At 59.9% G+C, this 16,885-nt stretch carries 15 protein-coding genes and 3 pseudogenes; 5 read left to right on the forward strand and 13 right to left on the reverse strand.

The features are described from left to right. Positions 1–143: 143 nt before the first annotated feature. Positions 144–1,724: an AMP-binding protein gene (locus tag QCE73_RS37590; RefSeq protein WP_028221458.1), complete on the forward strand. Its 1,581-nt coding sequence runs from the start codon at positions 144–146 to the stop codon at positions 1,722–1,724. Further along, complete coding sequence (locus QCE73_RS37595) at positions 1,721–2,713, forward strand: thioesterase, FlK family (RefSeq protein WP_043287788.1); 993 nt, start codon at positions 1,721–1,723, stop codon at positions 2,711–2,713. Before QCE73_RS37590 ends, QCE73_RS37595 begins: the two co-directional genes overlap by 4 nt. A 299-nt stretch (positions 2,714–3,012) precedes the next feature. Here the strand turns inward: QCE73_RS37595 and QCE73_RS37600 are convergent. The 11 genes and pseudogenes from QCE73_RS37600 to QCE73_RS37650 form a co-directional block, all read right to left on the reverse strand. Further along, positions 3,013–3,198, reverse strand: a pseudogene (locus QCE73_RS37600) (SDR family oxidoreductase); the annotation flags it as partial. A gap of 190 nt (positions 3,199–3,388) precedes the next feature. Continuing rightward, positions 3,389–4,744: an amidase gene (locus QCE73_RS37605; RefSeq protein ID WP_309885897.1), complete on the reverse strand. Its 1,356-nt coding sequence runs from the start codon at positions 4,742–4,744 to the stop codon at positions 3,389–3,391. Positions 4,745–4,815: 71 nt separating this feature from the next. Further along, entirely contained in the window at positions 4,816–5,967 is a 1,152-nt protein-coding gene (locus QCE73_RS37610) for a Xaa-Pro peptidase family protein (protein ID WP_309885898.1), read from the reverse strand. Between the two features lie 26 nt (positions 5,968–5,993). After that, positions 5,994–6,569 (reverse strand): TetR/AcrR family transcriptional regulator, encoded by a 576-nt coding sequence (locus QCE73_RS37615; RefSeq protein WP_309885899.1) that lies wholly within the window; start codon positions 6,567–6,569, stop codon positions 5,994–5,996. A gap of 312 nt (positions 6,570–6,881) precedes the next feature. Continuing rightward, complete coding sequence (locus QCE73_RS37620; protein ID WP_309885900.1) at positions 6,882–7,841, reverse strand: PDR/VanB family oxidoreductase; 960 nt, start codon at positions 7,839–7,841, stop codon at positions 6,882–6,884. Positions 7,842–7,844: 3 nt separating this feature from the next. After that, on the reverse strand, positions 7,845–8,045 hold the full coding sequence (locus QCE73_RS37625; RefSeq protein ID WP_309885901.1) for a hypothetical protein: 201 nt from the start codon (positions 8,043–8,045) through the stop codon (positions 7,845–7,847). A gap of 93 nt (positions 8,046–8,138) precedes the next feature. Then, positions 8,139–8,921: an ABC transporter ATP-binding protein gene (locus tag QCE73_RS37630; RefSeq protein ID WP_309885902.1), complete on the reverse strand. Its 783-nt coding sequence runs from the start codon at positions 8,919–8,921 to the stop codon at positions 8,139–8,141. Continuing rightward, positions 8,918–9,841, reverse strand: a complete 924-nt coding sequence (locus QCE73_RS37635) for an ABC transporter permease (protein WP_309885903.1) — start codon at positions 9,839–9,841, stop codon at positions 8,918–8,920. Before QCE73_RS37635 ends, QCE73_RS37630 begins: the two co-directional genes overlap by 4 nt. A gap of 93 nt (positions 9,842–9,934) precedes the next feature. Continuing rightward, positions 9,935–10,948, reverse strand: coding sequence for an ABC transporter substrate-binding protein (locus QCE73_RS37640; protein ID WP_309885904.1), 1,014 nt, complete (start codon positions 10,946–10,948; stop codon positions 9,935–9,937). 155 nt (positions 10,949–11,103) lie between these two features. After that, positions 11,104–11,634: a type 1 glutamine amidotransferase domain-containing protein gene (locus QCE73_RS37645; protein WP_309885905.1), complete on the reverse strand. Its 531-nt coding sequence runs from the start codon at positions 11,632–11,634 to the stop codon at positions 11,104–11,106. 69 nt (positions 11,635–11,703) lie between these two features. Further along, complete coding sequence (locus QCE73_RS37650) at positions 11,704–13,071, reverse strand: Rieske 2Fe-2S domain-containing protein (RefSeq protein ID WP_309885906.1); 1,368 nt, start codon at positions 13,069–13,071, stop codon at positions 11,704–11,706. Between the two features lie 155 nt (positions 13,072–13,226). Between QCE73_RS37650 and QCE73_RS37655 the strand changes: the two are divergent. From QCE73_RS37655 to QCE73_RS37665, 3 genes and pseudogenes are all read left to right on the forward strand, one after another. Then, positions 13,227–13,512, forward strand: a pseudogene (locus tag QCE73_RS37655) (recombinase family protein); the annotation flags it as partial. A gap of 18 nt (positions 13,513–13,530) precedes the next feature. Continuing rightward, positions 13,531–14,203 (forward strand): annotated as a pseudogene (locus QCE73_RS37660) (MgtC/SapB family protein). Positions 14,204–14,220: 17 nt separating this feature from the next. After that, a complete protein-coding gene (locus tag QCE73_RS37665) occupies positions 14,221–14,490 on the forward strand; it encodes a hypothetical protein (RefSeq protein ID WP_309885907.1) in 270 nt (89 codons plus the stop codon). A 182-nt stretch (positions 14,491–14,672) separates the two neighbouring features. On the opposite strand, the gene QCE73_RS37670 is transcribed toward QCE73_RS37665, so the two are convergent. Next, a complete protein-coding gene (locus tag QCE73_RS37670) occupies positions 14,673–15,854 on the reverse strand; it encodes an MFS transporter (RefSeq protein WP_309885908.1) in 1,182 nt (393 codons plus the stop codon). A gap of 294 nt (positions 15,855–16,148) precedes the next feature. Continuing rightward, positions 16,149–16,805 (reverse strand): tRNA-dihydrouridine synthase, encoded by a 657-nt coding sequence (locus QCE73_RS37675; RefSeq protein ID WP_309885909.1) that lies wholly within the window; start codon positions 16,803–16,805, stop codon positions 16,149–16,151. Between the last annotated feature and the right edge of the window lie 80 nt (positions 16,806–16,885).

The raw sequence follows: 16,885 nt of genomic DNA on the forward strand, positions 1-16,885 counted from the left end.
TCCTGGGTGATCGGGCTAGCCGCGACGGGATTGCTGTATGGCCTCGTCGCCAGAAAGCGCCGCCGTGCGCAGTCCGAACATCTGACCATCCCTACCGAACTGAGCCGCTGACGTGCTCGACATGCCCGGAGAAATTCGACGATATGCAAATACACGATCCCTACCAGGCCCTGCTTCAGTGCTTCGCCCGCTTTCCCGACCACGAGGGCCTTGTGTTTCCCGAGACAGGCCGACGTCTCACCTTCGCGCAATGGCTGCATGATGTGCGCGCGCTTGCGTCCGCGCTGCGACATGCCGGCGTCCGTCCGGGCGAGAGGGTTGCAATCTGGGCGGAGAATCGCATCGAGTGGCCCGTTGCGCAGGTTGCGATCGCAGCGATCGGTGCCGTGATGGTCCCGGTCAACACGCATTTCCGCGCGGAAGACGTGCGGCATGTGCTGACGCATGCCGGTGTCGCTGCCATCCTGTTGTCGGAGCGTTTTCGCGCCAATGAATATCTGTCGATCATCGAGTCTCTTCGACCGCAACTGAAACATCTGCGCGTCGTAGTGAATTTCGACGGCTTTGCGGTCCGGTCGCCGGGTACGCTGTCGTATCGGACGCTTCTTGACGAGCATAGCGGGAAGGCGGTGGAAGCATGGCAGTGGAACGTGCGCGACTGCGCGAGCATTCAGTACACGTCTGGCACGACCGGCAGGCCGAAGGGAGCGGAATTGTGTTTCGACGGCATGCTGCGCAACGCTCAGGGGACGATCGAGCGTCTGGGGGTCATTCCCGGCGATCGCTGGACTTCGATCATCCCGCTTTTTCATTGCGCGGGTTGCATCATGAACTCGCTCGCAGCGCTGCTCGCCGGGGCGACATACGTAGGTATCAGTGCATTCGACGCAGAACGCATGTTGCAGCTGATCGAGGACGAGCGGTGCACCGTGCTGACTGGCGTGCCGACCTCCTATCTTGCGATGCTGAACCATCCCCGGCGCGCGGAATGCGACCTGGGTTCACTGAGAACCGGCACTTGCGGCGGCGCCGATTGCGATCCGGCGCTGCTCGAGCGGTGCGCACGCGAATTCCCCATGCATGGGCTGGTTCAGGTATATGGCCAGACCGAAGCGAGCACGCTGATTTCTCTCGACGACGCTGCGAGTCCCCAGCGCATGCGCACGGCCGGACTGCCGCTGAACGGCATGGAAGTGCGTGTCACCGATGTCCACACCCGCGTGCCGCTCGGCAATGGTGAAGTGGGACAGCTCGAAGTGCGTGGCCCGATGGTTATGCTCGGCTATCACGATGACCCTGTCGAGACGGATCGAACCATCGACAGCGATGGCTGGATGCAGACAGGCGATCTCGGCTGCCTGCGCCATGACGGACGGGTCGAGCTGGTGGGAGGGCGGCTGCGCGACGTGATCATCCGGGGCGGCGAGAATGTTTACCCGGTCGAGGTCGAAAACCTGCTGAGAGAGCATCCGGACATCCGGGAGATTGCAGTTTTCGCTGTGCCCGATCATTACTACGGTGAGATCGTCGCAGCAGCGATCGAGTCAGACGCGTTGCTGACACCGGCCGATCTCAGGCAATTCTGTCGCGGCAGGATCGCGGGGTTCAAACATCCGGCCAGAGTGTTTTCGGTTTCCGAATGGCCGATGACGTCTAGCGGGAAAATCATCAAACGTCAGCTCCAGGTGGCGGCGAAAGAGGGCCGGCTGAAGGAGCTCACATGAGCAGGGTCGAGGCAGGCCGGCATTTCGCCGGCGAGTACCTCCCGACGGATGCGGATACCGCTGCCGCAATAGGGAACACGGGCGTGGCGGCAGTCTCAACGCCGGCAACGATCGCGTTTGTCGAACAGACCTGCCATCTGAACATCAGGAGCGCTTATGAAGTAGGATGGGGTTCGGTCGGCACGTCGGTGGAAGTGAAACACGTTGCGCCGGCGTGGCCGGGAATCGCCATGGTCTGCGAATCGACCGTCGAATCCGTGGCAGGCCGCGTCATTCGTTTCGACGTGCGTGTCGAACAGCGCGAACGCGTGATCATGTCTGGCTGGCATGAGCGGACGCTCGTCGATCTCGCGCGATTTTCCGCGCCGATAGCGCCTTCGGCCGATCGGGCACCGGTCGAATTTTTCTTCGACTTTCACAGCCCTTGGTGCTATCTCGCAATCGACCGCCTCGTGCAGATCGCGGCGAAGCACGGTCGTCAGATTGTCTGGAAGCCGATGCATCTTGCGAACCTGATCGATCGCATCGACGGACGGCGCCCGCTGGAGGCGTCCGGCGCGTTCGTCCACTGGTTCATGCAAGACATGCAGGACTGGGCGAGGCAGCGGAACCTCGTGATCCGGTATCACCCTGATTTTCCGCTGCGCCCGTCCCGCGCGCTTAGATGTAGTGTTTACGCAACCGAACAAGGCAAGGCGCATGAGTTTGTGAGAGCGACCATGCGCGCGTACTGGTCGGAAAGCCGTGACATCAGCGATCTGTCGACGCTCGAGAGAATTGGCGAATCTGTCGGCCTGAATGCGCACGAACTTGGGGCTGCCGCGACTTCTTCGCGATACAAGGAATTGATCGACAAGAACACCGACGATGCGATCGCGCGAGGCGTATTCGGCGCGCCCTCGTTCCTGGCTGATGATCGACTATTCTGGGGCAATGATCGACTTGAGATGTTGGACAATTTCCTCGGTAATTCGACGACGGGAAGCTGATATGACTTATGGGTCGTTCAGCGACATTCGGAACAGCCGCCAAAACGCTTAGCGTACGAAAAAGTCCGAATCTTGAGCGCACCCCATGTATAACGGCCCTTCGCCAGACCGTACCATATGCCGGTGCCCAAACATGTTCACGGCGTAGACCGAAAAAGGAACAACCTGGTATTGTGCATCGCACATGGATTTCGCACGAAGAAGATTGACGCGTGCAAAGGGTGATTCCAGGAACTCTCGAATGATGTAATTGCGGTAGGGATACGAAAGGGCACCGGCTTGCGGTGCCCCAGGAATTTTTAGTGACCGGCGCTCTGGCCGCCGTCGACGTGCAGGATTTCTACCGTGATGAACGGTGCGGAATCAAGGAACAGAATCGCGTCGGCGATATCGCTCATCTCGCCCATGCGCCCGAGCGGATGGAAGGCGCCCAGCGCTTCATGGGTTTCCCGCGCGTGCATCGGCGACTTGATGATCCCGGGGGCAATAGATCGACGTCGTCGAAAATTGACGCGTGGCGCAGGTTATCTCGAACGATCGTCAGTTCGGCGCCGTCGAGCGATGGTATATCCGGCACTCACCGGCAACGATCATACGCACCGTACCGCAGCGTAGAATCCCCACTTTTTCGCGGTCTCCATGTGACCACCCTCGCGTAGGCGGCACGCTGCTTTGTCAACCGGGCTCGGAGTAGAACTCGGCCTCCACCCCTTGAGCAATTGCGAGCAACCGATGATCATCGAGATGTCGGCCAACAAGCATGAGTCCGACCGGCAATTCCCCCGGGCGCTGGATCGGCACTGTAGCAGCGCAGCAGTCTAAAAAATTGAACAAGGCTGTATTGCGTGGCAGAAGCGCGTTATTCAACCAGAACGCCGTGTCTTCCGCTTCCAATTCGTCTATGCGGGGAGCAACAACGGGGCAGGTGGGAACAAGTAGCGCGTGATAGGCGCCCATTTCTACGGTCGCACGCTCGATGAGTGACGCACGCTTCCAGCACAAGCGAACGTAGTCGGATGCGCTTAGGGTCGCGCCGCGTGTGAAGCGCTCGCGAGCATGCGGGTCATATTGCGCCCCACGGCGCGTCATCAGGTCTTGGTGCTGAGCCCATGCCTCCGCGACAGGAAAGCCTCCCTGGCTATTGGCATCGACAATTTCGGTCACCAGTGCGAAATCGATGTGTGTGATGCAGGCGCCCGCGCGGCTGATTGTGCCCAGAGCCCTTTCGAACGTGCTCGCGACATGCGCATCTAGGTCATCCAGCACCAGCCTGTTTGGCACCGCAAATCGAAGGCCCCGCATGCTCGCCTGCCCTGCTTGCGTCGAGCTTTGACCAGAAAGAATCTGGTCGAGCAGCACGCAGTCGGTGACGGTTCTCGCGATCGGCCCCACTGAATCCAGCGTGGTCGACAACGGAAAGACGCCATCGAGCGGTACTCGCTTCTGGGTGGGCTTGAAGCCGGCGAGGCCGCACAACGCCGCGGGAATACGGACCGAACCGCCCGTGTCCGATCCGATGGCTGCCGCCGCCATGCCGTCCGAAACCGACACCGCAGCGCCCGAGGAGGAGCCGCCAGGCACGCGTGCGCGGTCCCACGGATTCCCAGGCGTGCCGTAATGCGGGTTAAGGCCCACGCCGGAGAATGCAAACTCCGCCATGTTGGTGCGGCCGATCAGTATCGCGCCAGCCGCCTTGAGGCGTCGCACGACTGTGGCACTGTGAATGGCTGGCGGGGCGTCAGCAAGCACCTTGGAGCCCGCCCGCGTAATTTCCCCGGCTACATCGAACAAGTCTTTGATCGAGATCGGGATACCCGCGATCGCGGACGTTACGACGCCGGTCTTCCTGTGGCGGTCGTGCGCGCGTGCCTGTGCCAGCGCATCGTCCTTCCATAGTTTGATGAAAACGCGGTGGCCTTCACCATCGGGGTCGGTGGCACGCGCCAGGCACTGCTCGACCAGCGCGCCGCTCGTTATGCGACCGGCGGCGAGATCCGCGGAAAGACCGGCAAGATTGGGCAGAGCAGCCATCGGGTCTCGCAGCTATATTGAGAATGAACGTCGTCGCGTCGCACGTCGACTGAACTCGATCACCGAGCCGCTCAGTCGATCACCACCAGATCGTGATCAAGACCGGATAGCGACTCGCCGCCGCCCGCCGTACACAGAATCGTGCTACCCATCTTGTAGCCGAATCCCTCGTCAGGCAACGAAAGATTGGGTTCGATCGTGAAGCTCATGCTCTCGCACAGCGTATAGGGATCGGAGTCTTCCAGCGCCATCGCTTCGACCCACGCCGGAGGAAATCCCAACCCGATCGAATATCCGACCCGATGCACCCGCCGGCGCGCGAGGTCGAGCCGGTTGAGCTTTTCATCTGCAACATGCTTGGGGACGCGGGTGAGTTGGCCGGCGGCGGCGGAAGCAATGGCCGCCTCGGTTGCCTCCTTGACGCAATCCGCCACGTCGCCCAAGCGGCGCGGCCGGCGGCCGATGATCGCCGTGCGCATCAGCACCGCGTGATAGCGATGATACACACCCGCGAATTCCATCGTGACCAGATCCCCGGCGACCAGAGGCCGGTGTCCGGGCAGACCATGAATCATCGTCGTGCGGGGGCCTGAGGCGACCATCACCGGGAAGGCGGGATACTCGCCACCCACGTCCGCCATCGCCTTCGATATTACCCCGGCTATTTCGATTTCAGTGACGCCCGGACGCAATGCCCCGTAGGCCGCCTGCATCGCATGATCGGCAATGCGCGCGGCGTTACGCTGGAAACTGACTTCTTCCGGTGATTTGACCAATCTTTCCTCCAGCACGATGTTTGATGCATCGTGAAAGAGCGCATTTGGCAGCACTTCCTTGATGCGATCCCAATGCGCGGGGCGAATGTTGAACGCCTGCATTTCAATGCCCACGCGCTTGGCCGCCAGGCCATGCTTCGTCAGGAATTCGACAAGCATTTGAATCGGGTCGTCGAAGTGCATCCTGTAGTAGATCGTTCCACGCAATATGGATGTCTCGTCGACGCTGGCTTTTTCGCTAATGCGTGTAATCAGTACCGGATGTTCCAGACCCGGCGCGATGATGAGCGCCTGATACCAGTAATATCCGATCGATTCATGCCCGCACAGATAGCTCAGGTTGTCGGGAAGATTGACGAGCAGCACATCAAGGTCGCGTTGTTTCATGCGTTCCAGCACGCGCTGATACCGCTGATCATAAGTGTCGAGACTGAACGGCAGAAGCATAGTCACCCTCGCGGTGTTTGGATATTTCAGGATTTCACGTACTTGAGCAGCAAGTCTGTGATGTGGTTGAGCCGGTCACGCATGCATTCCTCGCTCTCGAGGTCGCGATTGAGCACAGCTGAGAGCGTATGGACGTTCGAAAAATAGAACATCACGAGGGATAACATCGAGACATAGAACTGGACCGGATCGATTCCCCGGACAAAAGTCCCGTCCTGTTCCCCACGGGTGAGCAGGACCGATATCGTGCTGACCAGGGGCTCGTTGATCGCGCGGATATGCTCCCGATTGAGATGCATTCCCTGATGGCGGTTCTCCTCCATAATCATCGCGATCAATTCCGGAGATTGATGCAGGTCATGGAACGTCAGCTCGATCAGGCTTTTCAGACTTTCTTCCGGTGAAGCAGCATGGACATCAAATTCGCGGTCGCGTCCGCGAAATTGGCGATAGCCGCTTTCGAGCGCTACCCGGAACAGCTCCTCCTTGTTACCGAAATGATAGTAGAGTGCCTGCTTGTTGATGCCGGCGCTTCGCGCGATCTCGTCGATGCGCGCACCCCCGAAGCCTTTCAGTGCAAACTCTTTGCGTGCCGCCTTCAAGAGTACGTCGCGTGTATGATCCGGATTCCGCATCCACTATTCCTGATTTATTCAAATGTCCAGCGCCCGAACTGGACTCTTCGCGCGTGAAACGCAGGGCATCAGCTTATCGCACGCGTTTCTCCGCTTCGGTTAAAAACACATCCCGACGTTCAGTTACACCCTCCAGGACGCCAGTGTTGGTACCTCATCAGAGAGCGAAAGTACGGACGCGTCATTGGATGAAGTTGAAATCAAGTGTCACACTCACAGTTCGCCTTCTATCTTCCAGTTCCAAGCGTAGATGAATACCTAAACGACAAGCGACGCGGCTTACAGGTCGAGTACGAGCAGCAGGCTTTTCGCACGGGAAACGCAAGGCATTATCTTGTCGCAGGCTTGTTTTTCCGCGTCCGTCAGGAACACATCCCGATGATCGGGAACCCCGTCCAGCACGCCGGTCAGGCAAGTGCCGCACACCCCTTGCTCGCAGGACGTCTCGATGTGAACCCCATGCTCGGCGAGCACCTCGACGATTGACCTGCCGGCAGGGACTGCGAATGTGGTGTCGGAACGCGCAAGCCTGACCTGAAACGTTTCCTGCGACCCGGTCAACGACATGGGGTCGGCGGCGAAGTATTCGAGATGAACCGCCTCCGGCGGCCAGGTGGGCGCGGCAGTGGTTTCCACCAGGTCCATGAACTGGCGCGGTCCGCACAGGTAGAGATGCGCACCCTCGGGACGATGCCACAGCAGCTTGCGCAAGTATGCCCGAAGCGCATCAGGCTCGATGGCGTAATGGAAAGTCACCCGCCTCTTGAAATCCAAGCCGGACAACAACGCGTGAAACGCCGTATGCTGGATCGAACGCGTGAAATACTGCAGTTCGAATGATTCGCCTGCAGCAAGCAGGTGACGAGCCATAGAGAATACTGGCGTTATGCCGATACCACCCGCAAGAAGCAGATGATGCTTGGCCTGCTGCTCGATAGGAAAGTTGTTGCGCGGTGCGCTGACGGCGATGACATCGCCCTCCCTGATCCGTTCGTGCATGGCCCGCGAACCGCCCCGGGATTCGGGCTCTTTCTTCACCGCGATCAGGTAGCGATCCGTCTCATGGGGACCGTTGCACAAGGAGTACTGGCGGATCAGCCCGGAATCGATGTGCACATCGACGTGGGAACCGGCCGCAAAGGGCGGCAACGGATCGCCGGTCGCGCTAATCAGCTCGAAGGACTTAATATCGAGAGATTCCTGCGCGACCCTGTTGACCTTGACAGTTAGAGTAGCCATTTGCTATTTTCCGTGTCCCGCGTCGCCGGAGGTTCCGGCGGCTTCTTTGGTGGGAAATGCACCACCCCACGTGCCTTTCGGCAAGGTGCCCTGCATGCCTTCGACGAACCAGTTGATGCTCTTGATCTGATCATCGGACAGAGCCGTCGCCTCGCTCGGCTCGAATGAACTGTTTTCGGGCGTCTCTTGACGGGTCCGCTGCACGATTGCCGATAGCGTCTCAATGTTCCTTCAGTCTCCATGGCTCGCTGTTACGAGTCGTCGGACGAACTCCATACACAATAGGTGGCACAGAACTCAGGACCCTTCGGCCGCTGCCGCTTCCTGCCTCAGCATACTGAGGAGCTCGGTCTTGTATTGGCAGAACATCGCACTCGTTGTGATTTCATAGGTGCGCGGACGCGGCAGGTCGACGTTCAGGACCTTGAGCCATCGTCCCGGCCGCCGCGACATCATGAAGACCCTGTCTGCAAGGAACAAGGCTTCGTCCAGATCGTGCGTGATAAACAGAATTGTGGTCTTCACCTCGCGCCACACGTTTAACAATAGCTCTTGCATTTGTGTTCGTGTTTGCGCGTCCAGCGCGCCAAAAGGTTCATCGAGGAACAAAACTGTCGGTTGCGGCGCAAGCGCACGCGCTAAGGCAACACGTTGTTGCATGCCGCCGGAAAGCCCGCGCGGATAGACGTCTTCGAAACCGTCCAGGCCCACCAGGCGGATCAGATCTCGGGCTCGATTGCGTCGTTCCGTCTTACCCCATCCGGCAAGTTCCAGCCCGAACTCCACGTTGCCCAAAACGGTGCGCCATTCATAGAGGCTGTAGCTTTGAAACACCACCCCCCGGTCCGCGCCGGGACGGTCCGCGAGCTTTCCTCCGACCAGGACCCGACCACTGGTCGGCTCGACCAGGCCGGCGGCAACGCGAAGTAAGCTGCTCTTTCCACAACCGGACGGACCGACGATCACAACGAAGTCGCCGCCCTCCAGTTCAAGGTCGATATGGTCCACGACGTTCAGCGGTGGCTGGCCATGCGGGGCTTTGTAGTCGACAACCAGTTGCTCGATCGACAGCGCTTTCATCGTCCGGCCCCTCCACTGTAGTTGAACAGCTTTCGATACAAGACGCGCATCAACACATCGGTGCAGACACCCAGCAGGCCAATGGTCAGTATCCCGACCAGAATGCCGTCGGTTTGCAGATAGCGCTGCGCGACTATGATGCGATAGCCGATGCCGCTTTCCGCAGCGATGATTTCGGCAAGAACGAGATAGGTCCACGAGTAGCCGAGAGTAATCCGGAGCGTGTCGAAGATGCCCGGCAACGCTGCCGGAACGAGCACTTTCCAGAAAACCTCCCGGCGCCGCGCACCGAGCGTGTAGGCGACCTGAATCTGCTCGTGCGGCACGTTCTTGGCCACGGCGGCCACGAGCAGCGTCAGCGGAAAGAACACGCCAATCCAGATCACGCTCCACTTCTCTGTCTCGCCGATACCCAGCCAAACAATGAGCAATGGCACGAACGCCACTGGCGGCATATACCGTATCGCACCGATCAGCGGCTCGAGGAGGGCGGCAGGGGCTGCGAAAGCGCCGATCACGATTCCCAGCGGCACGGCCACGATTGCCGCCGCCAGGAACGCGCCACAGACTCGCACGACGCTCACCCGGATATCCGTGAGGTAGCCCTCGTGCAGATACACCTGTATCGCTCGGCTCAGGACAGCCGACGGCGTCGGCAAAAAGAACGGTTCGACGAAACCAGAGTATGACAGCGCGGCCCAGATCGCCAAGACGACTACCATCGCGACTACACCGAGTACCACAGCGGCTGAACGCCCGATCGGGACGTTCGGCCACGTGTATTTCTCCATTCGGGAGAGAAGCAAGCGAAGGGCCGCGAGCCAGGCGGTCCGCGGGCCATGGTTGATCACTTGCTGCTGGGCTTGACTCATCTCAATGGTCCTCAGGTCTTCCTTGGAGTGACGCATGGTGCCGTCCAATGATGCATCGTCGGGCCCGGAAGACGTGGTGTCTCCGGACCACATCTACTCGACTACGGGCCGCTGCGGGCTCGCTTCGTTCAATGGCGTCTTTCATTTTGCGAGAAACAACGCGTTAACGACTTTGCCCGGGGCCTTGATCGTTGAAATCTGCCCAGCCGCTTTCCAGAATTCTGCGGCGTTCTTGTAGACGGCGGAAATGCTGGGAGGCCCCTCTGCGTCGACATACGACCTCATCTCGTCCCGGCCGTAAAAATGCACACCCTTTGCCTGTGCCTCGAAGTCCGCGGGCGACAGCCCGACGAACTGGCCCATCACGGCCGCGGCGTCGTCGGGGTGCGTGTGCATATAGTCGACGGCGTCAAAATAGCCGGCAACAAATGCTTTGACGGAATCGGGGTGCTTGGCGATGAAATCGTTCGAGAAAGCAACCGCATCGACAATCAGACCCGGGTAGTCGGCGGAGCTGACGATGACCCGTCCGCCCGCCGCGCTCGCCTTAGAAAGCCAGGGCTCGAACGTGACTGCGACGTCAACGCGGTGTGCGACGAACGCGGCACCTGACGCGCCTCCGTCCAGATCGACCGGGATGATGTCGTGCATGGTCAAACCAGCGCTCTTAAGCACTGTTCCAAGAAGAAACTCGCTGCTGATCCCGGACTGGAACGCGGCCTTCTTGCCCTTGAAGTCTTTTACATTCTTGATGTCGTTGCGGGCCACTATCCCGTCCGCGCCCTTCGATTCATTCAACACCAGGACGATTTGGGCGTCCGTACCCAGGTTAAAAAATCGCGCCCACGCGTCGGCCGCAAGCCCTGCGGCGTCGATGCTGCCCGAACGCATGGCGGCAACCCGGTCGCTGCCGCCTTGAATGCGAACGATGGTCACGTCGAGTCCCCGCTTCGCCCAAAACTGCTTCTGCTGTGCCAAATACAGCGGTGCGACTCCGATCCATGTGACGACCCCGATCTTGATCGGGGTCAAGGCTTTTGTTTGCTCGGTCGAGACTGCGTTGGACTCCGCAGCCTGCACCCAGCTCGGAAGAATGAAAGCGAGCAGCAGCAAAGCCGCGCCAAGGAGCCAGCCAGCCTTCGTCTTGAGTTTCATTTAGCCACCCGCTAGGAAAAGATGGAGGGCAAACGTGGCCCTCATTCAGTTGCGCATGTGTGTGGATCGGCGCGTCAATCCCGAGCGCTATCGGGCGCCGGCCACATAAACATTCTTGCGTTGCCTCGCGACCAATCGCGATGCGGGTCACGTGTTCAACGCTCGTCTGTCGATGCTAGCGCCGAGATGATTTCGCGGCAGAACGCGGGCAGGTCGTCCGGCGCTCGCGACGTGATCAGGTTACCGTCCCGGACGACTTCCTGATCGACGTACCGCGCGCCGGCATTGGTGACGTCGGTGCGAATCGAACTGGCGCTTGTCAAGGCGCGACCTTTGACGATCTCGGCCGAAATGGGAACCCATGGCCCGTGGCAGATCGCCGCCACGATTTTGACGGCGTCGTTCATTTCCTTGACAAACCTGACGAGATTGGCATCGTCACGCATGTAGTCCGGCGCATAGCCGCCGGGGATAACCACCGCATCGAAGTCCTGCGCCGCGACCTCGGATGGAGTGAGATCGCGCTTCTGAGACGGGTAGCCGTGTCGCGTCAGATGAGTCTCCGCGCGGGATACGACCTTCACATCTGCCCCTTCCTCTTTCATGCGGTAGTACGGGTACCAGAACTCAACGACCTGATAGAAGTCGTCAACGAAGATTGCAACTTTCTTTCCCTTCAGCTTCATTTTTCGCCCCTGTTAAGAGGGATCCGAATCCCTATTCGAATCCATAAGATCACAAACTGATACGCAACGCTAACGGTCGGTTTCGACGCTTGATTCCTGCTCCTGTCGAGGATGGCGATATCCATCTCGATAAGTACCATCGAGGGTTCTGGCCACCAGTTCTCGCTCAACTTCATCTATCAAGGCCGCATCGTCTGCAAGGGTGCTGGCCTGCGGAACTGGAATCGCAGTATTCGAGGCATACGTCTCGAGCGGACGGGTCACACGAGATACCAGCCCTTTGGGATCCTCGCCAGCGGCCACGGCGCGAATGCCGTCACGCAGCATGCCGCGATACCTCACGATGGCGCCGTCGCCGGGCACAAGGTGCTCGAGCGCATGAATATGAATCGGCCCCTGGGAAACCCATGCATCCCAGTCCCCAGGGATGCGCTGGCGTTCGGCATAGGACCGTTCGCCGTCCTGGCCGAAGGTGAAGTTCAGTTGTGGGTGGGTATAGAGGTCGTGCCCGGCTGCACGCTCCCGATCCATATAGGCGTTTAATTTCTTGTCGGGAAGATTCGCCGCCACGGTATTCCAGCCGATGACGAAGCAGTTTTCATCGTCCACCGGCACCGACCAGTGGACGATCGGGCCGCGCCTGTCGAAGACCATGTTGCCTTGACCGTCCTCGATACATGCGATCCGAGACAAGTTCGGCAGGATCATCGCGTTGATCCGCACAAATATATTCTTGCCCACTCGTCTGCTTTGCGTGGTGATCAGACCGCTGTGCGTCTCGAACAGATTGATCTTCGCCAGTTCCTGGTGGGCGGTCGTGAGCTGGATGCCTGCCATCACGGTGTGCAGGAAATAGCCATGATCATTGTCGACTTCGTTGTCACGTGTCTGGATCCAGTTGCAGGGTGATGGCCGCTTGTAAAGGATCCGGCCTTCGACGTCATCGTCGAAGAAATCAAAATGAGGGAAATCGGGGGTTCGATCCGGCGGTCCCATGTAAGCGAAAATGAGCCCAGCCGTTTCACGTACAGGGTAGGCGGCATGAAAGAGCCTGCCGGCGTATCTCGCGTCGGGGTGGACCGGAGTTTCAAGCAACGTTCCGTCGCACGCGAAGTGCCAGCCGTGATAGCAGCATTGAATTCCGCATTCAGTGATTTTGCCGAATTCGAGCGACGCACCGCGATGCGGGCAATGTTTGTCCAGGAGCCCCAAATTGCCAGACAGATCGCGGAAAAGCACCAAGTCCTCGCCGAGAACGCGCAGCGCGACAGGACGATCCTGGACCGACGACGACAGTTCGATCGGATGCCAAAAGCGACGCAGATATTCGCCGCCGGGCGTATCGGGTCCCACTTGCGCGAGTTCAAGATTGGGTCCGGCCTGATTGCGGTGATAGCCGCTGTACGCCCGCTTTAAGGTTTGATAGCGCTCCGCCATGTCTTCCGTCCTCTTGATCACATACGTTTGTGGAACATCGGCTGGTCAACTGCTCGACACGGTTAACACATTAGGCGATAAAAAGCGGTTGTCAACCAAATAGTTGGTTTATTCCGATTGGTTGGACGCGCGCCGCATAGAGCGCCTCGGCCACCGTCGCTTCCAGTCTGGCGCAGATGGAGCGCGAGCTGGTCGTGGAGCACACCCGTGCCGGCCTGGCCGCCGCGAAGGCCGTCGGCCGTACTGGCGGTCGAAAGCGACGCATGACCGACAGCAAGATCGCCTCCGCAAGGAAGCTGCTGACCAGCGGAGTGCCGCCGAAGGGAGGTCGCCAAGAACCTGGGCGTGTCGATCCCGACACTGTATCGCTGGGTTCCCCGCTTCGGCGCTCCCTTGACTTGGACGACGCGCTGTCGCCGCGTCGATAGGCACCGCGAATAAAAGAAGGGGAACCAACGCATGATCAGCAATGTAGAACTTCTGTCGCGACTGGTCCCGGCTGCGGCACTTGGCAGTGTCATCGGTTTCGAAAGGGAGCGGCTGAACTGGGCTGCAGGCCTGCGCACCCACATGCTGGTGTGCGTCGGCGCGTCACTGATGATGCTGGTCTCGGAGTTCGGCTTCGCCGATGTCATTGGTCAGGCCGGGGTCATCCTCGATCCATCCCGGGTGGCCGCGCAGGTGGTGTCAGGGATCGGGTTTCTCGGTGCCGGGTCAATCCTCCTGCGCGGCGAGGTCGTGCGTGGCCTCACCACAGCGGCGCGTTTGTGGTCGGTCGCAGGGATCTGGCTGGCCGTCGCGGAGGCATGTATACGGCGGCCTTTGGGGCGACGATCATCATTTTCGTCATCCTCGCCGGCGTCAAGCCGCTCGAACGGCGGTTATCGCGGTGAAACAGCAACGCAGCATCCAGCTGCTGGTGGATCGCGGCAGCGTGTCACTGGACAGCGTACATCAGGTGATGGGCAACGGCAGCGTGCGCGTGAAGCAATTCATCGTGCAACAGTCGGAGGACGATTCGGATCTCGACGAGGTGTCCATCGCGCTGTCGCGCGCGACACCCAGCGAGTACGAAGCAATATGCAAACGACTTGAGAGTATGTCCGGCGTGCGAGAGTGTCGTCGGGGCTGACCACAGTGGAGGGTTAAATGGACAGGACCTATCAGTACAAGGGTTTCACGATGGAGGTCGCGGTGGAGTCCAATTTCAGTTGGACGCAGGATGCCGGAACGGCAAGTCCTGCTTACGTGGCGGTCGTGACGATTGAGCAGACAGGTAATCCTGTCGCGATTTTTTCACCACTGCGCCTCGGAGATGCCGGCGGCAAGGCCTTTTCGACTGAAGGGGATGCACTGATGACCGGGTACAGCGCGGCGCGGCGCATCGTCGACGATCTGATGGCCGTAGAAAGCCATTGATAAGCGGTTTCCTGAGGCTACATAAAAAGCGCACGGGGGAAGCTTCATGAAGAAATTTCACAGATTGCAATCGCATACAGCCGGGCGAGTATGGGGGCTGATTTTCGGTGCGTTCATGTCAGCCGTAGGGATTGGTCTCTGGTTCTATGCGAAGGCGTCAGACAGCGCCAGCCGGTTGGACGTCAAGTTCGCAAATCAATCCGATACTGCGCTTTCTCGACGCGCCGCAGCAGCACGAGCGATATCAGGACGATGACGACCGTGATCGCGGCGAACGTCATCGTCGCGCGCGCGATGCCGAGGCCTTGCACCGCGATGCCGATCCCGATCACCGGCAGGGATATCGCCACATAGAGCACCACGAAGAACGCCGATGTCACTTCGGCCTTGCGCTCGGCCGGGCTGCGATTCGACAGCTCAGCCAATGACGCCCGGAAGCTGATTCCCTGCCCGATTCCGCACAGCATCGTCCCGACCAAGAACGCAGTGGTCGAGCGCTGCCACGCGCACACGGCTAGACACACCAGACCGACGACGAGCGCCACGCAACCGACACGCTGCCGCCATTTTCGCGCGATGCGCTTCTCGACCGCCTGCCCGATCGCCGAGCAGATGAAGATCAGAAACACGGCGAGCCCGATCAGCAAGCCCCTGCGGTAGCCGAGCACGTTGCGCATCAGTTGCGGCGACACGGCGGTGAAGAAGCCGACGACGGCGAATCCCGCAAATCCCGACAAGGCCGCGGGCGCGAACGCGGCACGCACCTCACGCGGCAGCGCGATGCGCTGCATCCGCAGTTGCGCATGCCCGGCAACGCGCACGGTCTCCGGCGCGCTGCGCAGCAACAGCACGGCGAGCAACAACAAGGCGATGTGCGCGACGTAAGAAAGACGCATCGGCCAAGGCGCGAATTCGACGAGCGCGCCGCTCAGCACCGGTCCGAACCCGAGTCCAAGCATGTTCGACGGCGTCGCAGCGAGGATCGCTTTCGCACGCGATTCGGGCGGACTCGATTCAATGACCGCGACGGTCGCCGTGCCGGTAAAGATGCCCGCCGAGATGCCTGAGATGAGGCGCCCGAGCAGGAGCATGGCGAGGCCGTCGGCGAAAAGAAACGTCAAGGCGGAGACGGCGGATGCCGCGAGACCCGCCATCAGCATGCGCTTGCGACCGAGCTGATCGGACCAGTTTCCCATCGTCAGCAACGCGCCGAGCACGCCGACCGCATAGGACGCGAAGATCACCGTGATGGTCGCCGGACTGAAGCCGAAGGCCGACTGATAATCATGATAGATCGCCGTGGGCAGCGTCGTTCCTGCCATGTTGATCATGAACACCAGCGCGACTGCGAGATAAGCCTGCATGCGAAGTCGATCCCATTTAGCGAAAGATGGACATCCGTCAGCACACTTCGTGCACGAATTTTCGCATGCTGCCAGATCATTCGTCAGCGCTTAGTGCTGGATCGACGATGGCCAGCACGCGGCGGTACCGACAGTCTAGGACGGACTCTTTAGAGGTCGTGAAGCGAGCATCCGGCTCATATTGGGCGATCAAGAGTCGTCGATCTTGATGGCCGCCGGCCCAAAAGAGTTGCGTACCAAGCCCCTCCGAGCTCTATCTGCTTAAGGTCGCTCACAGGATCCCCTTTAGTCCCTTTAGTCAGCCAATAGCGTCGCGAGCTCGTGGTCCTTGATACTAGCAAAGGGTTGCAGGATGGAATCGTCGAAATTCCGCGGTTCGCGTCCGTTTGCAAGAATCACGGGCAGATCGGGGTTGGCGAGCGCGCCTCGGCCGACCGCCACGATGTCCGCGCCGGAATCAAGTGCTTGGGCAATACGTTGCGTCGTGTGCAAGCTGCCGTTCGCGATGACTGCCACGTTCGGCGCGTAGCGGCGCGCTAGTGCTACAAGGCTGTCTTGCGTGCCTTCGAACGCGGGTAGCCACGCTTCATGCTCGGTCACGTGGATAAAGTTGACGCCTGCGTCGTCGAGCGTGCCGAAGATCACTTCCGCGTCCGCCTCACCGCCCAGCCATTTCGAGGCAAAGTCATTGACCTTGCTCTGCGAGATGCGGATGCCAACCGGCGCCACGTTGCCGATGGTGAGCCGGACCGCACTTACTACATCGATCAGGAATCGTACTCGCGCCCCGGTACTGCCGCCCCGGCGGTCGGTTCCCCCGGCGTCATAGTAGTTGTCGGTGTGCCAAGAAGGAAAGCGACAGTCTGTCGCCGTACATGCTGTATCCGTGATGAGGGTTGGCCCCTCGGTTTCGCCGATCAGGCGGCGATGCCAAACCACCCAGAGCTGCATTCGTTAAGAGCGAGTGTGGTGAGCGTCTGAGGAAAAGGCGGGATAGATCCCGTCAGGTGTGTAGGAAGGAGGCGAACGAA

Origin of the sequence: Caballeronia sp. LZ029, from assembly GCF_031451275.1 — a bacterium.
In the GTDB taxonomy this organism is placed as follows: domain Bacteria; phylum Pseudomonadota; class Gammaproteobacteria; order Burkholderiales; family Burkholderiaceae; genus Caballeronia; species Caballeronia jiangsuensis.

Bases quoted from the DNA above. Each gene is read 5' to 3' on its own strand.
- QCE73_RS37665 (WP_309885907.1), top strand. From the start codon at position 14,221: ATGGACAGGACCTATCAGTACAAGGGTTTCACGATGGAGGTCGCGGTG.
- QCE73_RS37595 (WP_043287788.1), top strand. From the start codon at position 1,721: ATGAGCAGGGTCGAGGCAGGCCGGCATTTCGCCGGCGAGTACCTCCCG.
- QCE73_RS37640 (WP_309885904.1), bottom strand. From the start codon at position 10,948: ATGAAACTCAAGACGAAGGCTGGCTGGCTCCTTGGCGCGGCTTTGCTG.
- QCE73_RS37650 (WP_309885906.1), bottom strand. From the start codon at position 13,071: ATGGCGGAGCGCTATCAAACCTTAAAGCGGGCGTACAGCGGCTATCAC.
- QCE73_RS37590 (WP_028221458.1), top strand. From the start codon at position 144: ATGCAAATACACGATCCCTACCAGGCCCTGCTTCAGTGCTTCGCCCGC.
- QCE73_RS37645 (WP_309885905.1), bottom strand. From the start codon at position 11,634: ATGAAGCTGAAGGGAAAGAAAGTTGCAATCTTCGTTGACGACTTCTAT.
- QCE73_RS37670 (WP_309885908.1), bottom strand. From the start codon at position 15,854: ATGCAGGCTTATCTCGCAGTCGCGCTGGTGTTCATGATCAACATGGCA.
- QCE73_RS37605 (WP_309885897.1), bottom strand. From the start codon at position 4,744: ATGGCTGCTCTGCCCAATCTTGCCGGTCTTTCCGCGGATCTCGCCGCC.
- QCE73_RS37630 (WP_309885902.1), bottom strand. From the start codon at position 8,921: ATGAAAGCGCTGTCGATCGAGCAACTGGTTGTCGACTACAAAGCCCCG.
- QCE73_RS37620 (WP_309885900.1), bottom strand. From the start codon at position 7,841: ATGGCTACTCTAACTGTCAAGGTCAACAGGGTCGCGCAGGAATCTCTC.
- QCE73_RS37675 (WP_309885909.1), bottom strand. From the start codon at position 16,805: ATGCAGCTCTGGGTGGTTTGGCATCGCCGCCTGATCGGCGAAACCGAG.
- QCE73_RS37610 (WP_309885898.1), bottom strand. From the start codon at position 5,967: ATGCTTCTGCCGTTCAGTCTCGACACTTATGATCAGCGGTATCAGCGC.